Source organism: Pseudonocardia sp. TRM90224 (genome assembly GCF_021245725.1).
Lineage (GTDB): Bacteria > Actinomycetota > Actinomycetes > Mycobacteriales > Pseudonocardiaceae > Pseudonocardia.
Genome location: NZ_JAJGSX010000001.1, coordinates 561,903 through 580,977, shown reverse-complemented (window position 1 = coordinate 580,977; position 19,075 = coordinate 561,903). Strand labels below are relative to the sequence as shown.

Sequence of the window (19,075 nt, the reverse complement as noted above, 5' to 3'; positions counted from 1 at the left end):
GTTTTGCCAACCTGCACGCTCCGGGGGGTCTGCAAGTAGGCAAAACGGTGGGGAAGTTGGGTGCGTAGATGGACGCGGTGTCCACTTCTGGTACAACTGGACGTGTTGTCCACTTGTGTTGAGGAGTATGTCGTGCCCAACCTGCTGCATCTCGACGCCAGCGCGCGTCGCGCGTCGTTCTCCCGCCGTCTCGGCGACCGCTTCGCCACCGCATGGCGTGCGACGCACCCCGGCGGCTACGTCCACCGTGATCTCCACGCCGAGCCCGTCCCGTTCATCGACGAGGCCTGGACGGAGATCTGCGACGAGCTGCTGCGGCGCGGCATCACCGATCCGGCCCGCTACGCCGAGGTGGTGCGGACACCGGACCAGGCCGCGGCCTGGGCGACGCTCGCGCCGCTGCTCGACGAGCTGCTGGCCGCCGACGTCGTCCTGATCGCCACCCCGATGTACAACTACTCGGTCCCGGCCGCGCTCAAGGCGTGGCTCGACCAGGTGACGTTCCCGCGGATGAAGCTGGCGCCGCGGCGGTTCGTCGTCGTCTCCGCGCGGGGCGGCACGTACGCGCCGGGCATGCCGAGAGCGCCCTTCGACCACCAGGAGCGCTACCTCCGCGACTTCCTGAGCGGGCACTTCGGCATCGACGAACCCGAGCTCGTCGCCGCGGAACTGACGAACGCGCTTGTCGACCCGCACCTCGCCGACCAGCTCGATGCGCACGAGGCGTCGGTCGCGGCAGCGTTCGCGCAGGTGGAGCGGCTCGCGACGGGGGAGCGTGCGGCATGACGGGCTGGGCGTGGCTGCTCGCCGCGGGCGCCGTGGAGATCGTGTGGGCGCAGAGCATCCCGCCGACGCAGGGGTTCACCCGGTTCTGGCCGAGCGTGCTGTGCGTCGTGCTGTGCCTCGCGGCCGTCTGGCTGCTCGCGAAGGCCATCGAGTCGGTGCCCGTCGGCACCGCCTACGTCGTGTTCACCGGCATCGGCGCGGCGGGCGCCGTCCTGCTCGGGCTGCTCGTGCATTGCGACGCGCTCACACCGGCGCGACTCGCGGCGGTGCTGCTGATCGTCGGCGGGGTGGTGCTCTCCCACGCGGCGGCGTGATCGCCGCCAGGCGCTCCTGGGTACGGTCCAGACATGGCACCCCAGTCGGAGCGGGCCGACGCCGCACGCAACCGGGCGCGTGTGCTCGCGGCTGCCGACGAACTCTTCCGGACCAGCGACCCGCGCGCGGTGACCATGGACGACGTCGCCCGGTCGGCCGGGGTCGGGCGGGCCACGCTCTACCGGCGCTACCCCGACGTCGGGTCGATCGCGGCGGCGCTGCTCGACGAGCACGAGCGGATCGTCCAGGAGCGGCTGATGGGTGGCGCGCCCCCGCTCGGCCCGGGCGCGCCACCGGCGGAGCGGCTCGCCGCCTTCTACGCGGCGATGGTCGAGCTGCTGGAGACGCACCTGCCGCTCATGCTGGGCGTCGACGCCGGCGCCGGACGGTTGCGCGTCGGCGCCTACGAGTTCTGGAGCGCGCACGTCCGCTCGCTGCTGGTCGCCGGCGGCGTCGAGGAGCCGGACGCGCTGGTGGACGTGGCGCTGGCCCCGCTCGCGCCCGAGGTCTACCAGCACCAGCGGCACGTCCGCGGCCTCTCGCCGGCGGAGATCACCACGGCACTGGCCCGCCTGGCAGCCGGCATCCTCGCCTGACCGCGCCCCAACTTCCCCACCGTTTTGGGTGGATGCGCGCCAAAAACGCGCGCATGTGCCCAAAACGGTGGGGAAGTTCGGGTCGTTACGTGCGGGGTAGTTCGTCGATCGCCTTCTGGATGCGCTTGATCGACACCGGGTAGCGCGTGCGCATCGGGTGCGCGTAGAGGCTCACCCGCAGCTCCTCGATCATCCAGCGGACCTCGCGCAGCGCCGTCGACGGCTCCACACCCGAGGGCAGCGCGGCGACCTCGGCCGCGTACTCGTCGGCGACGACCCTGACCTGGGCGGTCCATTCAGCATCGCGGGCGGGGTCGACCCGCAGCTTCTCGATCCGCCGCTCCATGGCCTCCAGGTAGCGGACGACGTCGACGAGCCGTGTGGCGCCGGCCGCGGTGACGAAGTTCGGCCCGATCAGCGCGTCGAGCTGCGCGGTGAGGTCGGCGAGGCCGGCCTTGAGCTGCGGCGCGCGCAGGTCGCCGAGCTGGGCCTGTACCCGATGCCACACGACCAGCACGCCGCGCACGGCCTGCAGCACCTGCAACGTGGTCGAGCCGAGCCGCTGCTGGAACAGCGCACGCAGCCGGGCGTAGCCGCGCTCGTCCCAGGCCGGCCCGCCGGCGGCATCGATCAACGCGTCGGCCGCGGCGGTGATGCAGTCGTCCACCAGCGCCGCCACCGAGCCGTGCGGGTTGCGGGAGAGCGCCAGCTTGGTGGCGTTGTCGAGCCCGCGCTGCACCTGACGCGCCGGGGACGGCGTCTCCATCAGCAGCATTCGCCGCACCGCGCGGTGGTGTGCAGGGTCGCGCTCGGCGGCCGTCGGGAACATCCGGACGTCGACGGTGGCGCTGCGGTCGATCAGCCCCGGGTACGCGGTGACGACGTGCGTGCCCCGGCGGATCGCGTGTTCGCGCGGCAGCGTGCCGATCGACCACGTGGTGAGCCCGGTGCGTTCCAGCTCGCCACCCGCAGCCGCCATCTCCTGCCGGACCTTCGGTGCCAGCTCGTGGCGCAGCTTCTCCAGATCGGTGCCGCGGGCGACCTCCTCGCCCCGCTCGTCGAGCACGCGGAACGTCACGGTCAGGTGCTCCGGCAGCCGTTCCAGCTCCCACGCCTCGCGCGGGATCTCCACGTCGCGCATCCGGCCGAGCTCGCGTTCGAGCCCGTCGAGCAGCGGCTCGTCGCCGGCTCGCAGCCTGGCGAGCACGGCCCGCGCATGGTCGGGCGCGGGGGCGAACAGGCGCCGCAGGTTCTTCGGCAGCGTCTTGATCAGGGCCGTGACCAGCTCTTCCCGCAGCCCGGGCACCTGCCACGTGAACGGGGTCGGGTCGATCTGGTGCAGCGCGGCCACCGGGACGTCGACGGTGACGCCGTCGTCGTGGTGGCCGGGCTCGAACGCGTAGGAGAGCGGGAGGGTGAGCCCGCCGGCGTCGACGTGGTCGGGGTAGGCACCCCTGTCGATCTGCTCGGCCTGCTCGGTGACCAGCATGTCTTCGGTGAAGTCGAGCAGCTCCGGCTGCTGGCGCGACGCCTTCTTCCACCACGTGTCGAAGTGCCGCCCCGAGACGACGTCGGCCGGGATGCGCTGCTCGTAGAACGCGACGAGCGTCTCTTCGTCGACCACGAGGTCGCGTCGGCGCGCGCGGTGCTCCAGCTCCTCGACGTCCTCCAGCAACTCGCGGTTGGCGTGGAAGAACCGGTGGCGGGTGTCCCAATCGCCCTCGACGAGCGCGTGGCGGATGAACAGCTCGCGCGACACCTCGGGGTCGATCCGCCCGAAGTCGACCTTGCGGTCGACCACGACCGGCACGCCGTGCAGCGTGACCCGCTCGACGGCGATGGCCGCGGCGCGTTTGCGCGACCAGTGCGGCTCGGAGTAGCTGCGCTTGACCAGGTGCCCGGCCAGCGGCTCGATCCACTCCGGCTGGATGCGCGCGACGGTCCGCGCGAACAGCCGTGACGTCTCCACCAGCTCGGCCGCCATCACCCACCGCGGCTGCTTCCGCGCCAGCGGCGAGCCCGGGAAGATCATGAACTTGGCGCCGCGGGCGCCGAGGTACTCGCGGGTCTCGGCCTCCTTGAGCCCGATCTGCGAGAGCAGCCCGGAGAGCACCGAGATGTGGATCCGGTCGGGGTCGGCGTCGAGGTCGTTCAGCGTCATGCCAGCGTTGCGCGCGGCCGACCGCAGCTGGTTGTGCAGGTCCTGCCACTCCCGGATGCGCAGGTAGTGCAGGAACTCGTCGCGCAGCGTGCGGCGGAACTTGTTGCCCGAGAGCGACGTGCGCTGCTCGGCGACGTAGTTCCACAGGTTCACGAACGCCAGGAAGTCGGAGCCGCCGGCGTCGACGGTGGTGCCGTTCGACGTCCACGCGCCGGTGAACCGGGCGTGCCTCTCGTCGGCCGCCTGGCGCTGCTCGGTGGGCCGCTCGCGCGGATCCTGCACCGAGAGTGCCGCAGCGATCACCAGCACCTCGCGCAGGCAGCCGTTGCGGTCGGCCTCGACGAGCATGCGGCCCAGCCGCGGGTCGACCGGCAACGTCGAGAGCGCCCGCCCGACGGGCGTGAGCGCGTTGCGGCCGTCGAGCGCGCCCAGCTCGTGCAGCAGCGCGAGGCCGTCGCCGACGGCCCGGGGGTCGGGCGGGTCGACGAACGGGAACGCGGCGATGTCACCCAGCTCGAGCGAGATCATCTGCAGCACCACCGACGCCAGGTTGGTGCGCAGGATCTCCGGGTCGGTGAACTCGGGACGGGCGTCGAAGTCGTCCTCGGCGTAGAGCCGGATGCAGATCCCGTCGGCGACGCGGCCGCAGCGCCCGGCCCGCTGGTTGGCGCTGGCCTGCGAGACCTTCTCGATCGGCAGCCGCTGCACCTTGAGTCGGCGCGAGTAGCGCGAGATGCGCGCCGTGCCGGGGTCGATCACGTAGTGGATGCCGGGCACCGTCAGCGATGTCTCCGCGACGTTGGTGGCGAGCACGACCCGGCGCCCGGTGTGCGGCTGGAACACCCGTTGCTGCTCGGCGATCGAGAGCCGCGCGTAGAGCGGGATGATCTCCGTCTGCCGGAAGCTGCGTTTGGCGAGCGCTTCGGCGGTCTCGCGGATCTCGCGCTCACCGGGCAGGAACACCAGGATGTCGCCGCTGCCCTCGCGCTGCAGCTCGGCCACGGCGTCGCCGATCGCCTCCAGCTGGTCGCGGTCGGGGTCGGCCTCCGGGTCGTCGGGATCGACGATCGGGCGGTAGCGGACCTCGACCGGGAAGCTGCGGCCCGAGACCTCGACGACCGGCGCGGCGAAGTGGCCCGCGAACCGCTCGACGTCGATCGTCGCCGACGTGATCACGACCTTGAGGTCGGGGCGGCGGGGGAGCAGCTGCGCGAGGTAGCCGAGGATGAAGTCGATGTTCAGGCTGCGCTCGTGGGCCTCGTCGATGATCAGCGTGTCGTACTGGCGCAGCATCCGGTCGCCCGTGAGCTCGGCGAGCAGGATGCCGTCGGTCATCAGCTTGACCAGCGTGTTCTCGCCGACCTGGTCGGTGAAGCGGACCTTCCAGCCCACGACGTCGCCCAGCTCGCCGCCCAGCTCCTCCGCGATGCGCGCCGCGACGGTGCGTGCGGCGAGCCTGCGGGGCTGGGTGTGGCCGATCATGCCGCGCACGCCGCGGCCGAGCTCGAGGCAGATCTTCGGGATCTGCGTGGTCTTCCCGGAGCCGGTCTCACCGGCGACGATCACGACCTGGTTGTCGCGGATGGCGGCGGCGATGTCCTCGCGGCGCGCGCTGACCGGCAGTGTCGCGGGATAGCTGACGGCGGGAACAGCGGCGGTGCGGGCGGCCATCCGCTGCTCGGCCGTCGCGACGGCCGCGGCGATCCCGGCGAGCGCGCGGTCGCGGGCAGCCTTGTCGCGGGTGCGGCGCGCGGTCTCGATGCGGCGGGCGAGCCGGTGCTCGTCGCGCAACGACAGCGCAGGCAGTCGCGCGGCCAGCTCGTCGACCTCCGACTCGGCGAAGCCGCGCGCCGGTACGTCGGGCTCGCTACCGTTCTCGTTCCCGGTCGTGCCCTCGGTGGGCCGGCGGCGCGGTCGGCGACGGCGCGGTTTCCGCGGCTGTTCGGACCGATCAGGGCGGTCGGGACTCCCGCGGCCCGCCCGATCGCTGCCACCGCCGCGGGCGACACTCGCACGCGGCTCGGCCGCACCGTCGCGTGACGGGGCGGGGCCGGCGGGCGGGTCGACCTGCGCAGGGCGCGAGTCGGTGACGCGGGCCGCGGGAGAGGACGCCGCGGAAGAGGACATAGTGGGATTCAGTCTGCCTGTCGATCGATCAGACAGAGCGTAGAGCGGGTGTGATCTCGTCCGCGAGCGGATTATCGGCGGCCGGGTGCTCCACCAGCGCGAGCACGCGGTTGGCCAGGAACCGGGCGGTGCGGACGGCACTGCCGCCCCGGGTGATCTCGGCGACCTCGACCACACCGCGGGAGTGCGTGATGGCGACCTTCCGGCCCGCTCTGGTCGCAATGATCTCGTAGGTGCGTGTGGTGCCGCTGCCGGCGTCGATCACGATCTCCACCCGGTCGCCCTTCATGGCTGCCGCCGTCCTGTAGAAGTCTGCTCGTACCCTCTATAACGGCTCTGACCTGCGGATTGTTCCCAGGGAGAAGCTGAGGGGGCGGCGTCGTCGGGGGCCGACGCCGCCCATCGCAACCACGCCCATTGCGGTGGGATCGCAGGGCGCGGTGAGTTCTGTGGGATCGGGGGAGGGTTGAGCGTCCGAGCCGGGTGCCGGTCGCCTCTCGGCGCGTGGCACACCCCGTAGGGCGGCGAAGGTTGAGACCCGGGGACACGGATCACCCGACTCGGACGTCTCTTACAACCCCTGCCGTTCCGGAAGAATTCCCGGCCCGGCAAGGTGTCCGAACTGCACGCTGGTCGCCTCGCGGCGAGTGGCGCACCGCGGCTTCAGCCGAACGATCTTCCGCGGCGGCCTTTCAAATGTGAGACCCGGGGACACAGGTCGCACAGCTCGGACAGCCTGAACAACGGACGACCCCTCGGAATGATTCCCGGCCCCTCAGGCCTTTTGCAGCGCCGCCAACACGCCGTCGGTCCACGCCGGCCAGGCGTCCTTCGCCCAGTCGTCGAAGTTGCGGTCGGTGAGCGCAACGGCGGCCGCGCGTGCCTCCGGATCGACCCACAGGAACGTGCCCGACTGGCCGAAGTGCCCGAACGTGCGCGGCGAGCTGTCGGCGCCCGTCCAGTGCGGCGACTTGCCGTCGCGGATCTCGAACCCGAGGCCCCAGTCGTTCGGTTTCTGGCGCCCGAAGCCCGGCAGGATGCCCTCGACACCGGGGAACGCGACCGTCGTCGCCTCCGCCAGCGTGTCCTGGTGCACGAGGGTCGGGGCCTGCAGCTCCGCCGCGAACCGGGCCATGTCGGCCACGGTGGAGACGGCATCGGCCGCGGGCGAGCCGTCCAGCTTCGTCGCGGTCATGCCGAGCGGTTCGAGCACGGCCTGGTGGAGGTACTCGGCGAACGGCATGCCGGCCGCCGTGGCGACGGTCTCGCCGATCACGTCGAACCCCACGTTCGAGTAGATGCGCTTCGAGCCGGGGCGCGCCTGCACGACACCGTCGCTGAACGAGAGGCCCGAGACGTGCGCGGCGAGGTGGCGGACGGTCGAGCCGGCGGGGCCGGCCGGGAGGTCCCACTCGACCGCACCCTCCTCCACCGCGACGAGCAGCGCGTAGGCGGCGAGCGGCTTTGTCACCGAGGCCAGCCGGAACACGCGGTCGAGCTCGCCCGCGCTCGCGGCGACCGTTCCGTCGGCGGTGACGACGGCTGCGGCGCCGTTGCCGACCGGCCAGTCGCGGACCGTTGCGACGGCTTCGGCGAGGTCAGGCATCGCCGTACACCGGGATGGCCGCGCCGCTGATCGGGGCGGCGTCGGCACTGCAGAGGAACAGGATGACCTTGGCGATGGCCTCCGGGGCGACGGCGCGGGCCGCGAGCTCGTCGGACATCCACTCGCGGTTCGCGGGCGTGTCGATCACCGACGGCAGCACGGTGTTGACCCGGATCCGCTGCGCGCGCAGCTCGTCGGCCAGCACGGACGTGAGCCGCACGACCGCGGCCTTGCTCGTCGCGTGCGCCACCGAGGCGGGGCCCTCGACCGCCGTCTTCGACCCGACGGTCACGATCGCGCCGCCTCCGCGCTCGGCGAGCCGCGGGGCGGCGGCCTGGGCCACCCACAGCGTCGAGGCGAAATTCGACTGCCAGAGTGCCTCGAGCTGGGCTTCGTCGACCTCGGCGAGCTTGCCCGGGACGAACCCGCCGGCCAGCCCGACCAGCGCCGCCGGCTGCACGGGAAGCGCGTCGATGGCCTCGAACACCTCCTGCACCGAGGCGCGCGTGGAGAGATCGGCGGGCACGGGGTGCACGCCGTCCTGGCTGCCGAGCGCGTCGAGCCGCTCGCCGAGCCGGTCGAGCGCCACCACCTGCCAGCCCGCGACGAGGAACTCCGCGACGACCGCGTGCCCGAGTGCGCCCGCGGCGCCGGTAACGATGACTGCGTCCACGCGGCCATCCTGCCTGCTCCGTGGGATCGTCATCCGGGTGGGACAGGTCCGCGTGGGTACGTCGGGGTGGCGCTACCCGCCGTGGCGCGCCACGTTCTACCCGAAGGGTCTCGCGCAGCGCCGCGAGCTGGAGCACCTCTCCCGCCGGGTCAGCAGCATCGAGATCAACGGCTCGTTCTACTCGTTGCAGCGCCCGGAGAACTACCGGTCGTGGGCCGCGGAGACGCCCGACGGGTTCGTCTTCGCCGTCAAGGGCGGCCGGTTCATCACGCACCTCAAGCAGCTGCGGGACGTCCAGGTGCCGCTGGCCAACTTCTTCGCGTCGGGTGTGCTGGCGCTCGGGCAGAAGCTCGGCCCGGTGCTGTGGCAGCTGCCGCCGCGGATGCGGTTCGACGCCGGACGGGTGGGGGAGTTCCTCTCGCTGCTGCCCCGCACGACGGCCGCCGCGGTCGAGCTCGCTGCCGGGCACGACGAGCGGCTCGACGGTCGGGCGCACCTGGAGACCGACGCAGACCGGCCGCTGCGCCACGCCGTGGAGCCGCGGCACGAGAGCTTCCGCGACCCGGCGTTCGCCGAGTTGCTGCGGGCGCACGGCGTCGCGCTCGTCGTCGCCGATTCGGCCGGGACGTGGCCGCGGTTCGACGAGCTGACCACCGACTTCTGCTACGCGCGGCTGCACGGCGACAGCGAGCTGTACACCAGCGGCTACACGCCCGAGGCCCTCGACGAGTGGGCGGCGCGGGTGCGCGGCTGGCGAGCGGACCACGACGTCTTCGTCTACTTCGACAACGACGCGAAGGTCCACGCGCCCTACGACGCCATCGCGCTGATGGAACGCGTCGAGGACGATGTCGTCGCTGGTTCCGGGCGGTCAGGTCAGCGATAGCGCCGTTCTCGCCGCGTTCCGGTGTGCCACGAGCATCTGGCGGCCGATGATCATCAACGCCGCCGCGACCAGCATCGTCACCGATCCGGTGAGCCAGGCCGCCGGGAACGACCACGTCGCGGCGATGAAGCCGAAGCCGACCGGGCCGAGGAAGCCGCCGGCGTACACGCCGACCTGGACGATCGAGGTCGCGGCCGCCGGGGCGGAGGGGTTCAGGCGGACGACGGCGAACTGCAGCAGGCCTGGCCACGCCCACCCCAGCCCGAAGGCGAGAATCGTGCCCACGACCAGCGCCGGGGTGCCCGGGACCGCCAGCAGCGCCAGCCCGCCCGCCCCGAGCACCAGGCTCGCGGCGACGACGGCGACGTGCCCGCCCGTCCGGCGGTCGGCGAGCCAGCCGTGAAGCAGCCGCAGCACCAGCCCGACGATGCTGCCCATTGTGAGCGTGAGGCCGGCCGCCGCGGGGTCGACTCCGCGGTCGACGGCCGACGCGACCAGGAACACGCCGAGCGCTCCCGCGGCAGCCGCCGCGAGCCCGGCGGCGAGCCCGATCACGGAGAGCGCGGCGGTGGCCCGCTCGCCCGGTGGGACGGCGATGCGCTCGGTGGGGCGGGCGCCGCTCGGCGCGACGGTCAGCGCCGCGAGCGCCAGCGCGGCACCGGCGACGAACGCCCAGCGCCACCCGACGCTCAGTGCGACGAGCGGCACCGCGGCCCCGGCCAGCAGCGTCGAGATGGGGATCGCGGCCTGCTTCGCGCCGAACGAGAGCCCGAGCCGGGACGCCGGGACGGACGTGGCAAGCGTCAGGTTGGCGGAGAGCTGCGCGAGCACGTTGCACCATGCGCCGGAGAGCATGATCGCGACGAGCGCGGCGTACGAGCTCGCGAAGATCGCGACCGCCGTCATGATCACCGCGGCGCCGACCACCGCCACCCGGCTGGTCCGGCCGGCGCCGTAGCGCTCGACGATCCATCCGCACGGGAGCGACGCCAGCGCGCTGACCCCGAAGTACAGCGCGACGAGCAGCCCGAGGCCGGCCGGGTCGAACCCCAGCTCCGCGGAGATCTGCACGGCGAGCCCGCCGATGAGGAAGACCGGCAGCACCGACACCGTCGTCATGGCCACCGCGCCGACCGCCGCCCGCCAGGCTCCCTGCTGCATCTGAGCAATGCTAAGCGACTGGTGGAGCATGCGTCGACAACGACGTAATGGCTGTTGTTAGCGCTCACAAACCGCCAGAACGTCGTTGTCGACGGTCTCCTCAGCCTTGGATGCGGCTTTCCGTGCCCGCCCACTCCCGCTCGCGCAGCTCGAACTTCTGCACCTTGCCGGTGGACGTCTTGGGCAGCTCGTCGACGAACTCCACCGCGCGCGGCGCCTTGTACCGCGCGATCTTCGAACGGACGTGCTCGATCACGTCCTCCTCCGTCACCCTCTCGCCCTCGACCAGCACGACGAACGCCTTCGGCCGCTCGCCCCACTTCTCGTCGGGCACCCCGACGACGGCGACCTCCAGCACCGCGGGGTGGGAGACGACCGCCTGCTCCACCTCGACCGTCGAGATGTTCTCGCCGCCGGAGACCACCACATCCTTCGCGCGGTCGCGCAGCTCCACGTAGCCGTCGGGATGCATGACGCCCAGGTCGCCGGAGTGGAACCAGCCACCGGCGAAGGCCTTCTCGGTGCCGTCCGGGTCCTCGTAGTAGCCGTTCATGACGTTGTTGCCGCGCATGACGATCTCGCCCATCGTCGAGCCGTCGGCGGGCACGTCGTTCATCTCGTCGTCGACGACCCGCATCCAGTCGGCGCAGATCATCCCGACGCCCTGGCGGGCCTGCAGCGCCGCGCGCCGCTCCGGGTCCAGGTCGTCCCAGGCGCGCTGGTACTGGTTCACCGAATACGGCCCGTACGTCTCGGTCAGCCCGTAGACGTGCACGATCCGGAAGCCCATCCGCTCCATCTGCAGGATCGTCGTCGGTGACGGCGGCGCGCCCGCCGTCGTGACCACGAGCTGGTAGTCGAGCTCGACGGCCTCCGGCGCCCGCATGATCGTCGTGACGACGGTGGGGGCGCCGTTCAAGTGCGTCACCCGGTGCCCGGTGATCAGCTTCCAGATCGCGTCGCCGCGTACCTCACGCAGGCAGACGTGCGTCCCGCCGATCGCGGTGACGGCCCACGGCGTGCACCAGCCGTTGCAATGGAACATCGGCAACGTCCAGAGGTAGACGCTGTCGGGCGTGTGCGACGAGTGCACGACCTCGCCGAACGAGTTCAGGTACGCGCCGCGGTGGTGGTACTGCACGCCCTTCGGACGGCCGGTCGTCCCCGAGGTGTAGTTGATCGAGATCGTGTCGCTCTCGTCGTCGACGGCCCACGGCAGCGGCTCGTCGTTGCCGCGGGCGAGCAGGTCGTCGTAGGTGACGCCGCTGCCGGTGCCGTCGCCGGGGTTGGCCGGGTCGATCACCGTGATGATCTCCTCGACGGTCTTGAGCTCGCCGGCGACCGGCGCGACCACCGGGTGCAGGGCGGCGTCGACCACCAGCACCTTCGCGCCGGAGTGGTCGAGGATGTAGCGCACCTCGTCCGTCGAGAGCCGGGTGTTGATCGCGACGAGCACGGCGCCGGCGAGCGGCACGGCGAAGTGCGCGACGAGCATCTCCGGGACGTTGGGGAGCAGGTAGGCGACCCGGTCGCCGCGGGTGATCCCCGAGCCGCGCAGGGCGTGCGCCACGCGGGTCGCCTCAGCGGCGAACTGCGCGTAGGTGTGGCGCCGCTCGCCGTAGACGATCGCCGTCTTCTCCGGGTAGACCTCGGCCGATCGGCGGAGGAACGCCAGCGGTGTGAGCGGGGTGTTCCAGACGGTCGTCGACATCTGCGGCTCTCCTCGGGGCTGGCGTACCGGCACCCGATCCTGCGGCCTGTCCAGCGGTGCGGCAACCGCCCAGGTGGAGAGTCAGTCAGTGAGTCGGGCAGTGGGTCAGTCGACGAGCTTGATCGCAGCTCGCGGGCAGGACATCACTGCCTCTTCCAGCCGCGGGCGCAGCGACTCCGGCGGGTTCTCGTCGAGGATGTAGAGGAAGTCATCCTCACGCACCTCGAACACCTCCGGGGCGATGCCCATGCAAATGGCGTTGGACTCGCAGAGGTCGAAGTCGACAACAACCTTCATACGGCCATCCTCCCCCTCGCCCCCGTGCGCTTCCAGTCAGGCAACCCTCACCAGGTGGACTCCGGCGGGTACCGCAGAGCAGGCCCGGCCGTAGAAGCTCCCCACCGTTTTGCCAACTTGCACACCCGCAACGTCGTGCAGGTTGGCAAAACGGTGGGGAAGTTCGGGTCAGGGCCGGCGGAGGACGGGGCGCAGCGCGTCGAGGACGGCGGGGTCGTCGATGGTCGAGGGCACCGGCTCGTCGGCGCCGTCGGCGATCCCGCGCATGGTCTTGCGCAGGATCTTCCCCGAGCGGGTCTTCGGCAGGCCCGCGACGACCGCGACGTCCTTGAGGCTCGCGACGGCCCCGATCTGCTCGCGCACCAGCTGCACCAGCTCGGCGCGCAGCTCGTCCTCCTCGCGCTGCACACCCGCCTTGAGCACGACGAACCCGCGCGGGACCTGGCCCTTCATCGGGTCGGCCACCCCGATCACGGCGCACTCCGCGACGTCCGGGTGCCCGGCGAGCACCTCCTCCATCCCGCCGGTGGAGAGCCGGTGCCCGGCCACGTTGATCACGTCGTCGGTGCGGCCCATGACGAACACGTAGCCGTCGTCGTCGAGGTGGCCGCCGTCGCCAGTGAGGTAGAAGCCGTCGAACGCCGCCATGTACGACGAGACGAACCGCTCGTCGTCGTTCCAGAGCGTCGGCAGGGCCCCGGGCGGCATCGGCAGCTTGACGACGATCGCGCCGTCGGTCCCGGTCGCGACCGGCGCTCCCGACGGGTCGAGCACCTGCACGTCCCACCCGGGCAGCGGTCGGGTCGGCGAGCCCGGCTTGATCTCCAGCAGCTCGATCCCCGCCGGGTTGGCGACGATGGGCCAGCCGGTCTCGGTCTGCCACCAGTGGTCGATCACCGGGATGCCGAGCAGGTCGGACGCCCAGCGGTGGGTCTCGGGATCGAGCCGCTCGCCCGCCAGGAACAGGTACTTCATCGACGAGAGGTCGTACCCGGCGAGCAGCTCGCCCTTCGGGTCCTCCTTCTTGATCGCCCGGAACGCCGTCGGCGCGGTGAAGAGGCTTTTCACGCCGTGCTCCGCGACGACCCGCCAGTACTGCCCGGCGTCCGGCGTCCCGACGGGTTTGCCCTCGTAGAGCACGCTCGTCGCGCCCACGAGCAGCGGCGCGTAGACGATGTAGGAGTGCCCGACGACCCACCCGACGTCGGATCCGGTGAAGATCGTCTCGCCGGCGCCGACGTCGTACACGTTGGGCATCGACCAGTTGAGCGCGACCGCGTACCCGCCGGTGTCGCGCACGACGCCCTTCGGCTTACCGGTGGTCCCCGACGTGTAGAGGATGTACAGCGGGTCGGTCGCCTTCACCGTGACGCAGCCGGCGGGCTCCGAGTCGGCCATCGCCGCCGCCCAGTCCACGTCGTCCGGCCCCATGGCCGCCTCGGCCTGCGGCCGCTGCAGGACCACCCGCTTGCCCGGCTTGTGCGCCGCCAGCTCGATCGCCGCTTCCAGCAGCGGCTTGTACTCGATCACCCGCTTGCCCTCGATGCCGCACGACGCCGAGACGATCACCGACGGCGTGGCGTCGTCGATCCGGACCGCCAGCTCCTTCGGCGCGAACCCGCCGAAGACGACGGAGTGCACCGCGCCGATCCGTGCGCAGGCGAGCATCGCGATCGCCGCCTCCGGCACCATCGGCATGTAGATCACCACGCGGTCGCCCGCCGCGACGCCGAGCCCGGCGAGCACGCCAGCGAACTTCGCGACCTCGTCGCGCAGCGCGGAGTAGGTGTACGTCCGCTGCGATCCGGTCACCGGGGAGTCGTAGACCAGTGCCGACTGCTCGCCGCGGCCGGCGTCGACGTGCCGGTCGAGCGCGTTGTGGCAGATGTTCAGCTCGCCGTCGGGGAACCAGCGGTAGAACGGCGGCCGCGAGTCGTCGAGCGCGCGGCTCGGCGGCACGGCCCAGTCGATCGACTCCGCGGCACGCAGCCAGAACCCCTCTGGATCCGCCGTGCTCGCCCGGAAGATCTCCTCGTACGTGGCCACCTGGCCTCCTCCGTCTCACGATCCGGTCCGCCGCGGTGAGGCTATTCCGTCGCGGGTCGACGCACCGGCTCCGCCGCCTGTCGTCACCGTCCGCACACGCAACGGTCGGTGACCACCTGAATAGCCGACTCACGAAAGAAGTGCCCCGCTCGTTCCACAGACGGTAACGAGTTGCCTACAGCCCGTTTCAAATCGACACGCCGTCTCGAAGGCGTGATGGACGGGCACGAGGGGGTCTGGTGAGCGGGAGGAGGCTGGCGGCCGCAGTGGCGGTCGTCCTGCGTCGGCGGGATCGGATGTGCCGGGTGGTCGCGTGCCAGGCCGTGGGGCTCGTGCTGGTCACGACGCTCGGTTCGGCGCTGGGCATGGCGGTCGCGGAGCCTCCGACGCCGCCGGTCGTCCGGTCGGTCGCGGACGACTGCGGGCCCGCCTGGACGACCGGGTGGCACGCGGCCGTGCAGCCGGCGCCGGCGGGCGACCTGCGCGGCGCGACCCTGCGGATGATCGTGCACCCGCAGGTCACCGGCTCCGAGGTGCGTGTCCACCTCTCCAACGCCTTCGGCGCCACCCCGCTCGTCATCGGGACGGTGTCGGCAGCCCGCTCGGCGGGCGGCGCGGCAGTGGTGCCGGGCACGCTGCGGCCGGTGGCGTTCGGTGGCCGGAAGGACGTCGTCATCCCGGCGGGCGGCCAAGCGGTGAGCGACCCCGTCGGGTTGGTCGCCGAGGCCGGCACGCCGATCGCGATCAGCCTGTTCCTCCCGCTGGTGCCCGCGACCGTCGCGCAGCACCCGAACGCGCTGCAGACCTCCTACCTGGCCCGCGGTGGCGATGCGGCGCTCGCCACCGCGGGCGCCGGCTTCGCCACGGCCGTCGGGTCGTGGACCGTGCTCGCCGGCCTCGACGTGCGCGTGCCGCGTCCCGTCCGCGCGCTGGTCGCGCTCGGCGACTCGATCACCGACGGCATCGGCAGCCCCGCCGACACGAACGGCCGTTGGTCGGACGCGCTCGCCGCACGGCTGAATCAGACCGGCGGCACGGCCGCGATGGCCGTGCTCAACGCGGGCCTCTCGCGCAACCGGCTGCTCACGGACGCCGCGGCCGTCGACGGCGACTCGCCGCTCACCCGCTACGTCCGTGACGTCGCGGGGACCGGCGCCGTCGACGTCGTGCTCCACATCGGCACCAACGACATCGCCGACAGCCGCACCGCCGACCAGATCGTCGCGGGGATGGTGGCGTTCGCCGAGCGGGTGCGCGCCGACGGGAAGCGGGTCTTCCTGACCACGATCACCCCGTCGACGACCGGCGCCCACGGCACCCCGGCCGCGGCCGCGACGAGGGACGCCGTGAACGCGTGGGTGCTGCAGCACGGGCGGGAGCACGCCGACGGCGTGTTCGACTTCGCCGGTGCGGTCGCCGATCCGGCGGCGCCGTCGCGCCTGGCTGCACCGTTCGACGCCGGCGACGGGCTGCACCTCTCGACGGCCGGCTACCAGGCGCTCGCCAACGCCGTCGACGTCGCCGCGCTGAGCGGCAGCCCATGCCTGGCCGACGCCTCCCCGGTGCGTCTGCTCGTCTCGGGGAACTGAGTCTGGACAAGTCGCTGTACAAGCGTACGGTCTCCTGTATGGATGTACAGCAGTCGGATCTCACGGCTCGCGCGCGGATCCGGGACGCGGCAATGGCCGAGTTCGCCGAGCGCGGCATGTCCGGCACGACGATCCGGGGGGTCGCCGAGCGGGCGGGTGTCTCGCCGGCGCTCGTGCAGCACCACTTCGGCACGAAGGAACGCCTGCGCTCCGCCTGCGACGAGCACGTCACCGAGTACCTGCGGCGGGAGGCCGCGGCCGGCATCGACGGCGGGGAGGTCGGCGACCCCGGCTACGTCGCGGCGATCAGGCGCACGGCACCGCCGATGCTGCGCTACCTCGCGAGGGCGCTCGTCGACGGCTCCGCGGCCGCTGCCGGGATCTTCGACGACCTGGTCGAGATCACCGAGCGCTACCTCGTCGACCAGCCAGGTCGCGCCGACGCGCACACCCGCGCGGTGGTGTTCACCGCCATGCGGCTCGGCATCACCGTGATGCACGAGCACGTCTCGCGCGGGCTGGGCACCGACCTGTTCGGCGCGGCCGGCGCGACCCGGGTCGCCCACGCCACGCTCGACCTCGTCGCGCCGGGGATCGTGCCCGACGGCATGACCGAGAAGGTGGACGCGGTACTGGAGGTCATGGACGAGGGAGAGGCCCGATGACCACCGTCATCTCCGCAGAAGGCCTGGTGAAGACGTTCGGCTCGACGAAGGCGCTGGACGGCCTCGACCTGCACGTCGAGGCAGGGGAGGTGCACGGCTTCCTCGGCCCCAACGGCGCTGGCAAGACCACGACCATCCGGGTGCTGCTCGGCCTGATCCGCGCGACGGCCGGCGCGGTGCGGCTGCTCGGCGGCGACCCCTGGACCGACGCCACCGAGCTGCACCGGCGCCTCGCGTACGTACCCGGCGACGTCACGCTCTGGCCGTCGCTGACCGGCGGCGAGGTGATCGACCTGCTCGGCAGGCTTCGCGGAGGCACCGATCCCGCGCGGCGAGTCGAGCTGCTCGACCGCTTCGAGCTCGACCCGAGCCGGCGCTGCCGCACCTACTCGAAGGGCAACCGGCAGAAGGTCGCGCTGGTCGCCGCGTTCGCGTCGGACGCCGAGCTGCTGGTGCTCGACGAGCCGACCTCCGGGCTCGACCCGCTGATGGAGGCCGAGTTCGCCGCGGCCGTCGCGGAGGAACGCGACCGCGGCCGCACGGTGCTGCTCTCCAGCCACATCCTCTCCGAGGTCGAGGCGCTCTGCCAGCGCGTGAGCATCATCAGAGCGGGACGCACCGTGCGGTCGGCAACGCTCGACGAGCTGCGCCGCACCCGGACGACGCTGGTCACCGCCGAGCTGACGGGCCCGCCGAACACGCTCGACCGCGTCCCCGGGGTGCACGACATCGAGTACGACGGCACGACCCTGCGCTGCCGCGTAGAGGCGGAACACCTGAACGACCTGCTGCTCGCGCTCACCGCCGCAGGCGTCCGCAGCCTCGTCAGCCGGCCGCCGTCACTGGAGGAGCTCTTCATGGCCCACTACCGGGACGACACGGTCGGGGTGTCGCGATGACCGGGTTCGCGGCACTCGTCCGGTTGATCGTCCGGCGGGACCGGCTCGCGCTCATCGTCTGGGTGCTCGTGGCCGGCCTGCTCCCCAGCGCCGTCGTCGCCGCGACCGTCGCCGGCTACCCGGCGGAGGCCGACCGGCTCGCCTTCGCCGCGACCGCATTGGTCAATCCTGCCGAGCTGGCCGCGCGCGGCCCGGTGTTCGCCCCGACGGTCGGCGGGCTCACGGCGTGGACCTTCACCTCGTCCGGGACGCTGCTCGGCGGCCTGATCAGCATCGTGCTGGTCGTCAGACACACCCGGGCCGACGAGCAGGCCGGGCGCCGCGAGCTCATCGGCGCCGGCGTCGTCGAGCGACCCGCACCGCTCGCCGCGGCGCTGGCCGTCGTCGTCGGGGCGAACCTCGCGGTGGCCGCGGTGGTCGCCGCCGGGCTGCTGACCTCCGGGATGGCCGTCGCGGGGAGCGTCGCGCTCGGGCTCGCGGTGGCCAGCGGTGGGATCGCGTTCGCCACCGTCGGCGCGGTTGCCGCGCAGCTCGTGGAGGGCGCTGGGGCGGCGCGGGGCATCGGCATCATCGTGCTCGGCGTCGCGTTCGCGCTCGCCGCCGTCGGCGACGTCGGCGGATCGGCCGCGATCTGGGTGTCCCCGATCGGATGGGCGCGGCACGTCCAGGCATTCGCCGACGAGCAGTGGTGGGTCCTCGGCCTGTTCGTCGCGGGAGCAGCCTTCGTCGCGGCGGTGGCGTTCGCGCTCTCCGCGCGCAGGGACGTCGGCGGCGGGCTGCTGCCGGCCCGGCGCGGCCCGTCGACCGCCCCACCGTTGCTGCGCAGCCCCTTCGCGCTGGCCTGGCGGCTGCACCGGGCGTCGATCGCGGCGTGGACGGCCGGGCTCACGATGCTCGGGCTGCTGTTCGGCGCTGCGATGAGCAGCCTCGGCAACCAGCTCGACACGCCTGCGTTCAGATCGTTCGCGGACGCGTTCGGCGGCGGCTCGGTCGCCGACGTCTTCTTCCGGTTCGTCCTCTACGTCCTCGCGCAGGTGGTTGCCGCGGCGACGATCGCGTCGGCGATGCGGATGCGCAACCAGGAGGTCGACGGCCTCGCCGACGCCGTGCTGACCACCCCCGTCAGCCGGGCCCGCTGGGCGGCCGGTCATCTCGCCTGCACCGCCATCGGGGCGGTGCTCATGCTCGCCGGGCTCGGACTCGGCGCCGGGATCGCCTACGGCACCCCGCTCGACGTGCTCGGCACGACGACGGCGTACGTGCCGGCGTGCCTCGTCTTCGCGGCGATCGCGGTGGCCGCGACCGGCTGGACCCCCCGCGCGGCGGGCGTCCTGGCCTGGACGCTGCTCGCAGCCACGCTGGTGATCGACCTGCTCGGCGAGTTCCGGCTCGTCGACCGGGCGGTGATGCAGCTGTCGCCGTTCGTGCAGACCCTGCAGCCGCTCACGATCGGCAGCGGGCTGGTGGTGTCGCTCGTGCTGCTCGTGGCGCTGGCCGCGGCCCTCACCGCTGCCGGGCTGGCCGGCCTGCGGCGACGCGACCTCGGGACCTGACCCG

The 19,075-nt window shown here is 72.4% G+C and carries 16 protein-coding genes; 8 read left to right on the top strand and 8 right to left on the bottom strand.

The window, feature by feature from the left end; all coding sequences use genetic code 11:
* Window positions 1-132: 132 nt before the first annotated feature.
* From LL648_RS02485 to LL648_RS02475, 3 genes are read left to right on the top strand one after another with little or no spacing between them, the layout of a single operon-like run.
* Window positions 133-786, top strand: a complete 654-nt coding sequence (locus LL648_RS02485; RefSeq protein ID WP_232660705.1) for an FMN-dependent NADH-azoreductase — start codon at window positions 133-135, stop codon at window positions 784-786.
* Entirely contained in the window at window positions 783-1,100 is a 318-nt protein-coding gene (locus LL648_RS02480) for a DMT family transporter (RefSeq protein WP_232660704.1), read from the top strand. Before LL648_RS02485 ends, LL648_RS02480 begins: the two co-directional genes overlap by 4 nt.
* A gap of 33 nt (window positions 1,101-1,133) precedes the next feature.
* The gene (locus LL648_RS02475; RefSeq protein ID WP_232660703.1) at window positions 1,134-1,697 is read left to right on the top strand and encodes a TetR/AcrR family transcriptional regulator; all 564 of its coding nucleotides are present in this window, start codon (window positions 1,134-1,136) and stop codon (window positions 1,695-1,697) included.
* 85 nt (window positions 1,698-1,782) lie between these two features.
* On the opposite strand, the gene hrpA is transcribed toward LL648_RS02475, so the two are convergent.
* From hrpA to LL648_RS02455, 4 genes are all read right to left on the bottom strand, one after another.
* Complete coding sequence (gene hrpA, locus LL648_RS02470) at window positions 1,783-5,985, bottom strand: ATP-dependent RNA helicase HrpA (RefSeq protein ID WP_232660702.1); 4,203 nt, start codon at window positions 5,983-5,985, stop codon at window positions 1,783-1,785.
* A gap of 28 nt (window positions 5,986-6,013) precedes the next feature.
* Window positions 6,014-6,259, bottom strand: a complete 246-nt coding sequence (locus LL648_RS02465; protein WP_232660701.1) for a hypothetical protein — start codon at window positions 6,257-6,259, stop codon at window positions 6,014-6,016.
* A gap of 501 nt (window positions 6,260-6,760) precedes the next feature.
* Complete coding sequence (locus LL648_RS02460; RefSeq protein WP_232660700.1) at window positions 6,761-7,591, bottom strand: serine hydrolase domain-containing protein; 831 nt, start codon at window positions 7,589-7,591, stop codon at window positions 6,761-6,763.
* Window positions 7,584-8,264, bottom strand: coding sequence for an SDR family NAD(P)-dependent oxidoreductase (locus tag LL648_RS02455; protein WP_232660699.1), 681 nt, complete (start codon window positions 8,262-8,264; stop codon window positions 7,584-7,586). Before LL648_RS02455 ends, LL648_RS02460 begins: the two co-directional genes overlap by 8 nt.
* Here LL648_RS02455 and LL648_RS02450 point away from each other — a divergent pair.
* Window positions 8,251-9,150, top strand: coding sequence for a DUF72 domain-containing protein (locus LL648_RS02450; protein ID WP_232660698.1), 900 nt, complete (start codon window positions 8,251-8,253; stop codon window positions 9,148-9,150). The two genes, LL648_RS02455 and LL648_RS02450, sit on opposite strands and share 14 nt — an antisense overlap.
* Here the strand turns inward: LL648_RS02450 and LL648_RS02445 are convergent.
* From LL648_RS02445 to LL648_RS02430, 4 genes are all read right to left on the bottom strand, one after another.
* Entirely contained in the window at window positions 9,136-10,311 is a 1,176-nt protein-coding gene (locus tag LL648_RS02445) for an MFS transporter (RefSeq protein WP_232660697.1), read from the bottom strand. The two genes, LL648_RS02450 and LL648_RS02445, sit on opposite strands and share 15 nt — an antisense overlap.
* A 100-nt stretch (window positions 10,312-10,411) precedes the next feature.
* Window positions 10,412-12,022, bottom strand: a complete 1,611-nt coding sequence (locus tag LL648_RS02440; protein ID WP_232660696.1) for an acyl--CoA ligase family protein — start codon at window positions 12,020-12,022, stop codon at window positions 10,412-10,414.
* A 105-nt stretch (window positions 12,023-12,127) separates the two neighbouring features.
* Complete coding sequence (locus tag LL648_RS02435) at window positions 12,128-12,319, bottom strand: ferredoxin (RefSeq protein ID WP_232660695.1); 192 nt, start codon at window positions 12,317-12,319, stop codon at window positions 12,128-12,130.
* A gap of 168 nt (window positions 12,320-12,487) precedes the next feature.
* Window positions 12,488-14,365 (bottom strand): propionyl-CoA synthetase, encoded by a 1,878-nt coding sequence (locus tag LL648_RS02430; protein ID WP_232660694.1) that lies wholly within the window; start codon window positions 14,363-14,365, stop codon window positions 12,488-12,490.
* A 239-nt stretch (window positions 14,366-14,604) separates the two neighbouring features.
* Here LL648_RS02430 and LL648_RS02425 point away from each other — a divergent pair, with 239 nt between their 5' ends.
* The 4 genes from LL648_RS02425 to LL648_RS02410 are packed head-to-tail and all read left to right on the top strand — an operon-like array spanning window position 14,605 to window position 19,071.
* Complete coding sequence (locus LL648_RS02425) at window positions 14,605-15,954, top strand: GDSL-type esterase/lipase family protein (RefSeq protein ID WP_232660693.1); 1,350 nt, start codon at window positions 14,605-14,607, stop codon at window positions 15,952-15,954.
* Between the two features lie 38 nt (window positions 15,955-15,992).
* Window positions 15,993-16,619: a TetR/AcrR family transcriptional regulator gene (locus tag LL648_RS02420; RefSeq protein ID WP_232660692.1), complete on the top strand. Its 627-nt coding sequence runs from the start codon at window positions 15,993-15,995 to the stop codon at window positions 16,617-16,619.
* Window positions 16,616-17,518: an ABC transporter ATP-binding protein gene (locus LL648_RS02415; RefSeq protein ID WP_232660691.1), complete on the top strand. Its 903-nt coding sequence runs from the start codon at window positions 16,616-16,618 to the stop codon at window positions 17,516-17,518. Before LL648_RS02420 ends, LL648_RS02415 begins: the two co-directional genes overlap by 4 nt.
* Window positions 17,515-19,071 carry an ABC transporter permease gene (locus tag LL648_RS02410; protein ID WP_232660690.1) on the top strand — a complete coding sequence of 519 codons (1,557 nt, stop codon included), beginning with the start codon at window positions 17,515-17,517 and terminating at the stop codon, window positions 19,069-19,071. Before LL648_RS02415 ends, LL648_RS02410 begins: the two co-directional genes overlap by 4 nt.
* The last annotated feature ends 4 nt before the right edge of the window (window positions 19,072-19,075 follow it).

Excerpts from the sequence above, each read along its gene's own strand:
- LL648_RS02440 (WP_232660696.1), bottom strand. The coding sequence starts at position 12,022 with ATGTCGACGACCGTCTGGAACACCCCGCTCACACCGCTGGCGTTCCTC.
- LL648_RS02480 (WP_232660704.1), top strand. The coding sequence starts at position 783 with ATGACGGGCTGGGCGTGGCTGCTCGCCGCGGGCGCCGTGGAGATCGTG.
- hrpA (WP_232660702.1), bottom strand. The coding sequence starts at position 5,985 with ATGTCCTCTTCCGCGGCGTCCTCTCCCGCGGCCCGCGTCACCGACTCG.
- LL648_RS02460 (WP_232660700.1), bottom strand. The coding sequence starts at position 7,591 with ATGCCTGACCTCGCCGAAGCCGTCGCAACGGTCCGCGACTGGCCGGTC.
- LL648_RS02475 (WP_232660703.1), top strand. The coding sequence starts at position 1,134 with ATGGCACCCCAGTCGGAGCGGGCCGACGCCGCACGCAACCGGGCGCGT.
- LL648_RS02420 (WP_232660692.1), top strand. The coding sequence starts at position 15,993 with ATGGATGTACAGCAGTCGGATCTCACGGCTCGCGCGCGGATCCGGGAC.
- LL648_RS02445 (WP_232660697.1), bottom strand. The coding sequence starts at position 10,311 with ATGCAGCAGGGAGCCTGGCGGGCGGCGGTCGGCGCGGTGGCCATGACG.
- LL648_RS02435 (WP_232660695.1), bottom strand. The coding sequence starts at position 12,319 with ATGAAGGTTGTTGTCGACTTCGACCTCTGCGAGTCCAACGCCATTTGC.
- LL648_RS02450 (WP_232660698.1), top strand. The coding sequence starts at position 8,251 with ATGACTGCGTCCACGCGGCCATCCTGCCTGCTCCGTGGGATCGTCATC.
- LL648_RS02415 (WP_232660691.1), top strand. The coding sequence starts at position 16,616 with ATGACCACCGTCATCTCCGCAGAAGGCCTGGTGAAGACGTTCGGCTCG.
- LL648_RS02410 (WP_232660690.1), top strand. The coding sequence starts at position 17,515 with ATGACCGGGTTCGCGGCACTCGTCCGGTTGATCGTCCGGCGGGACCGG.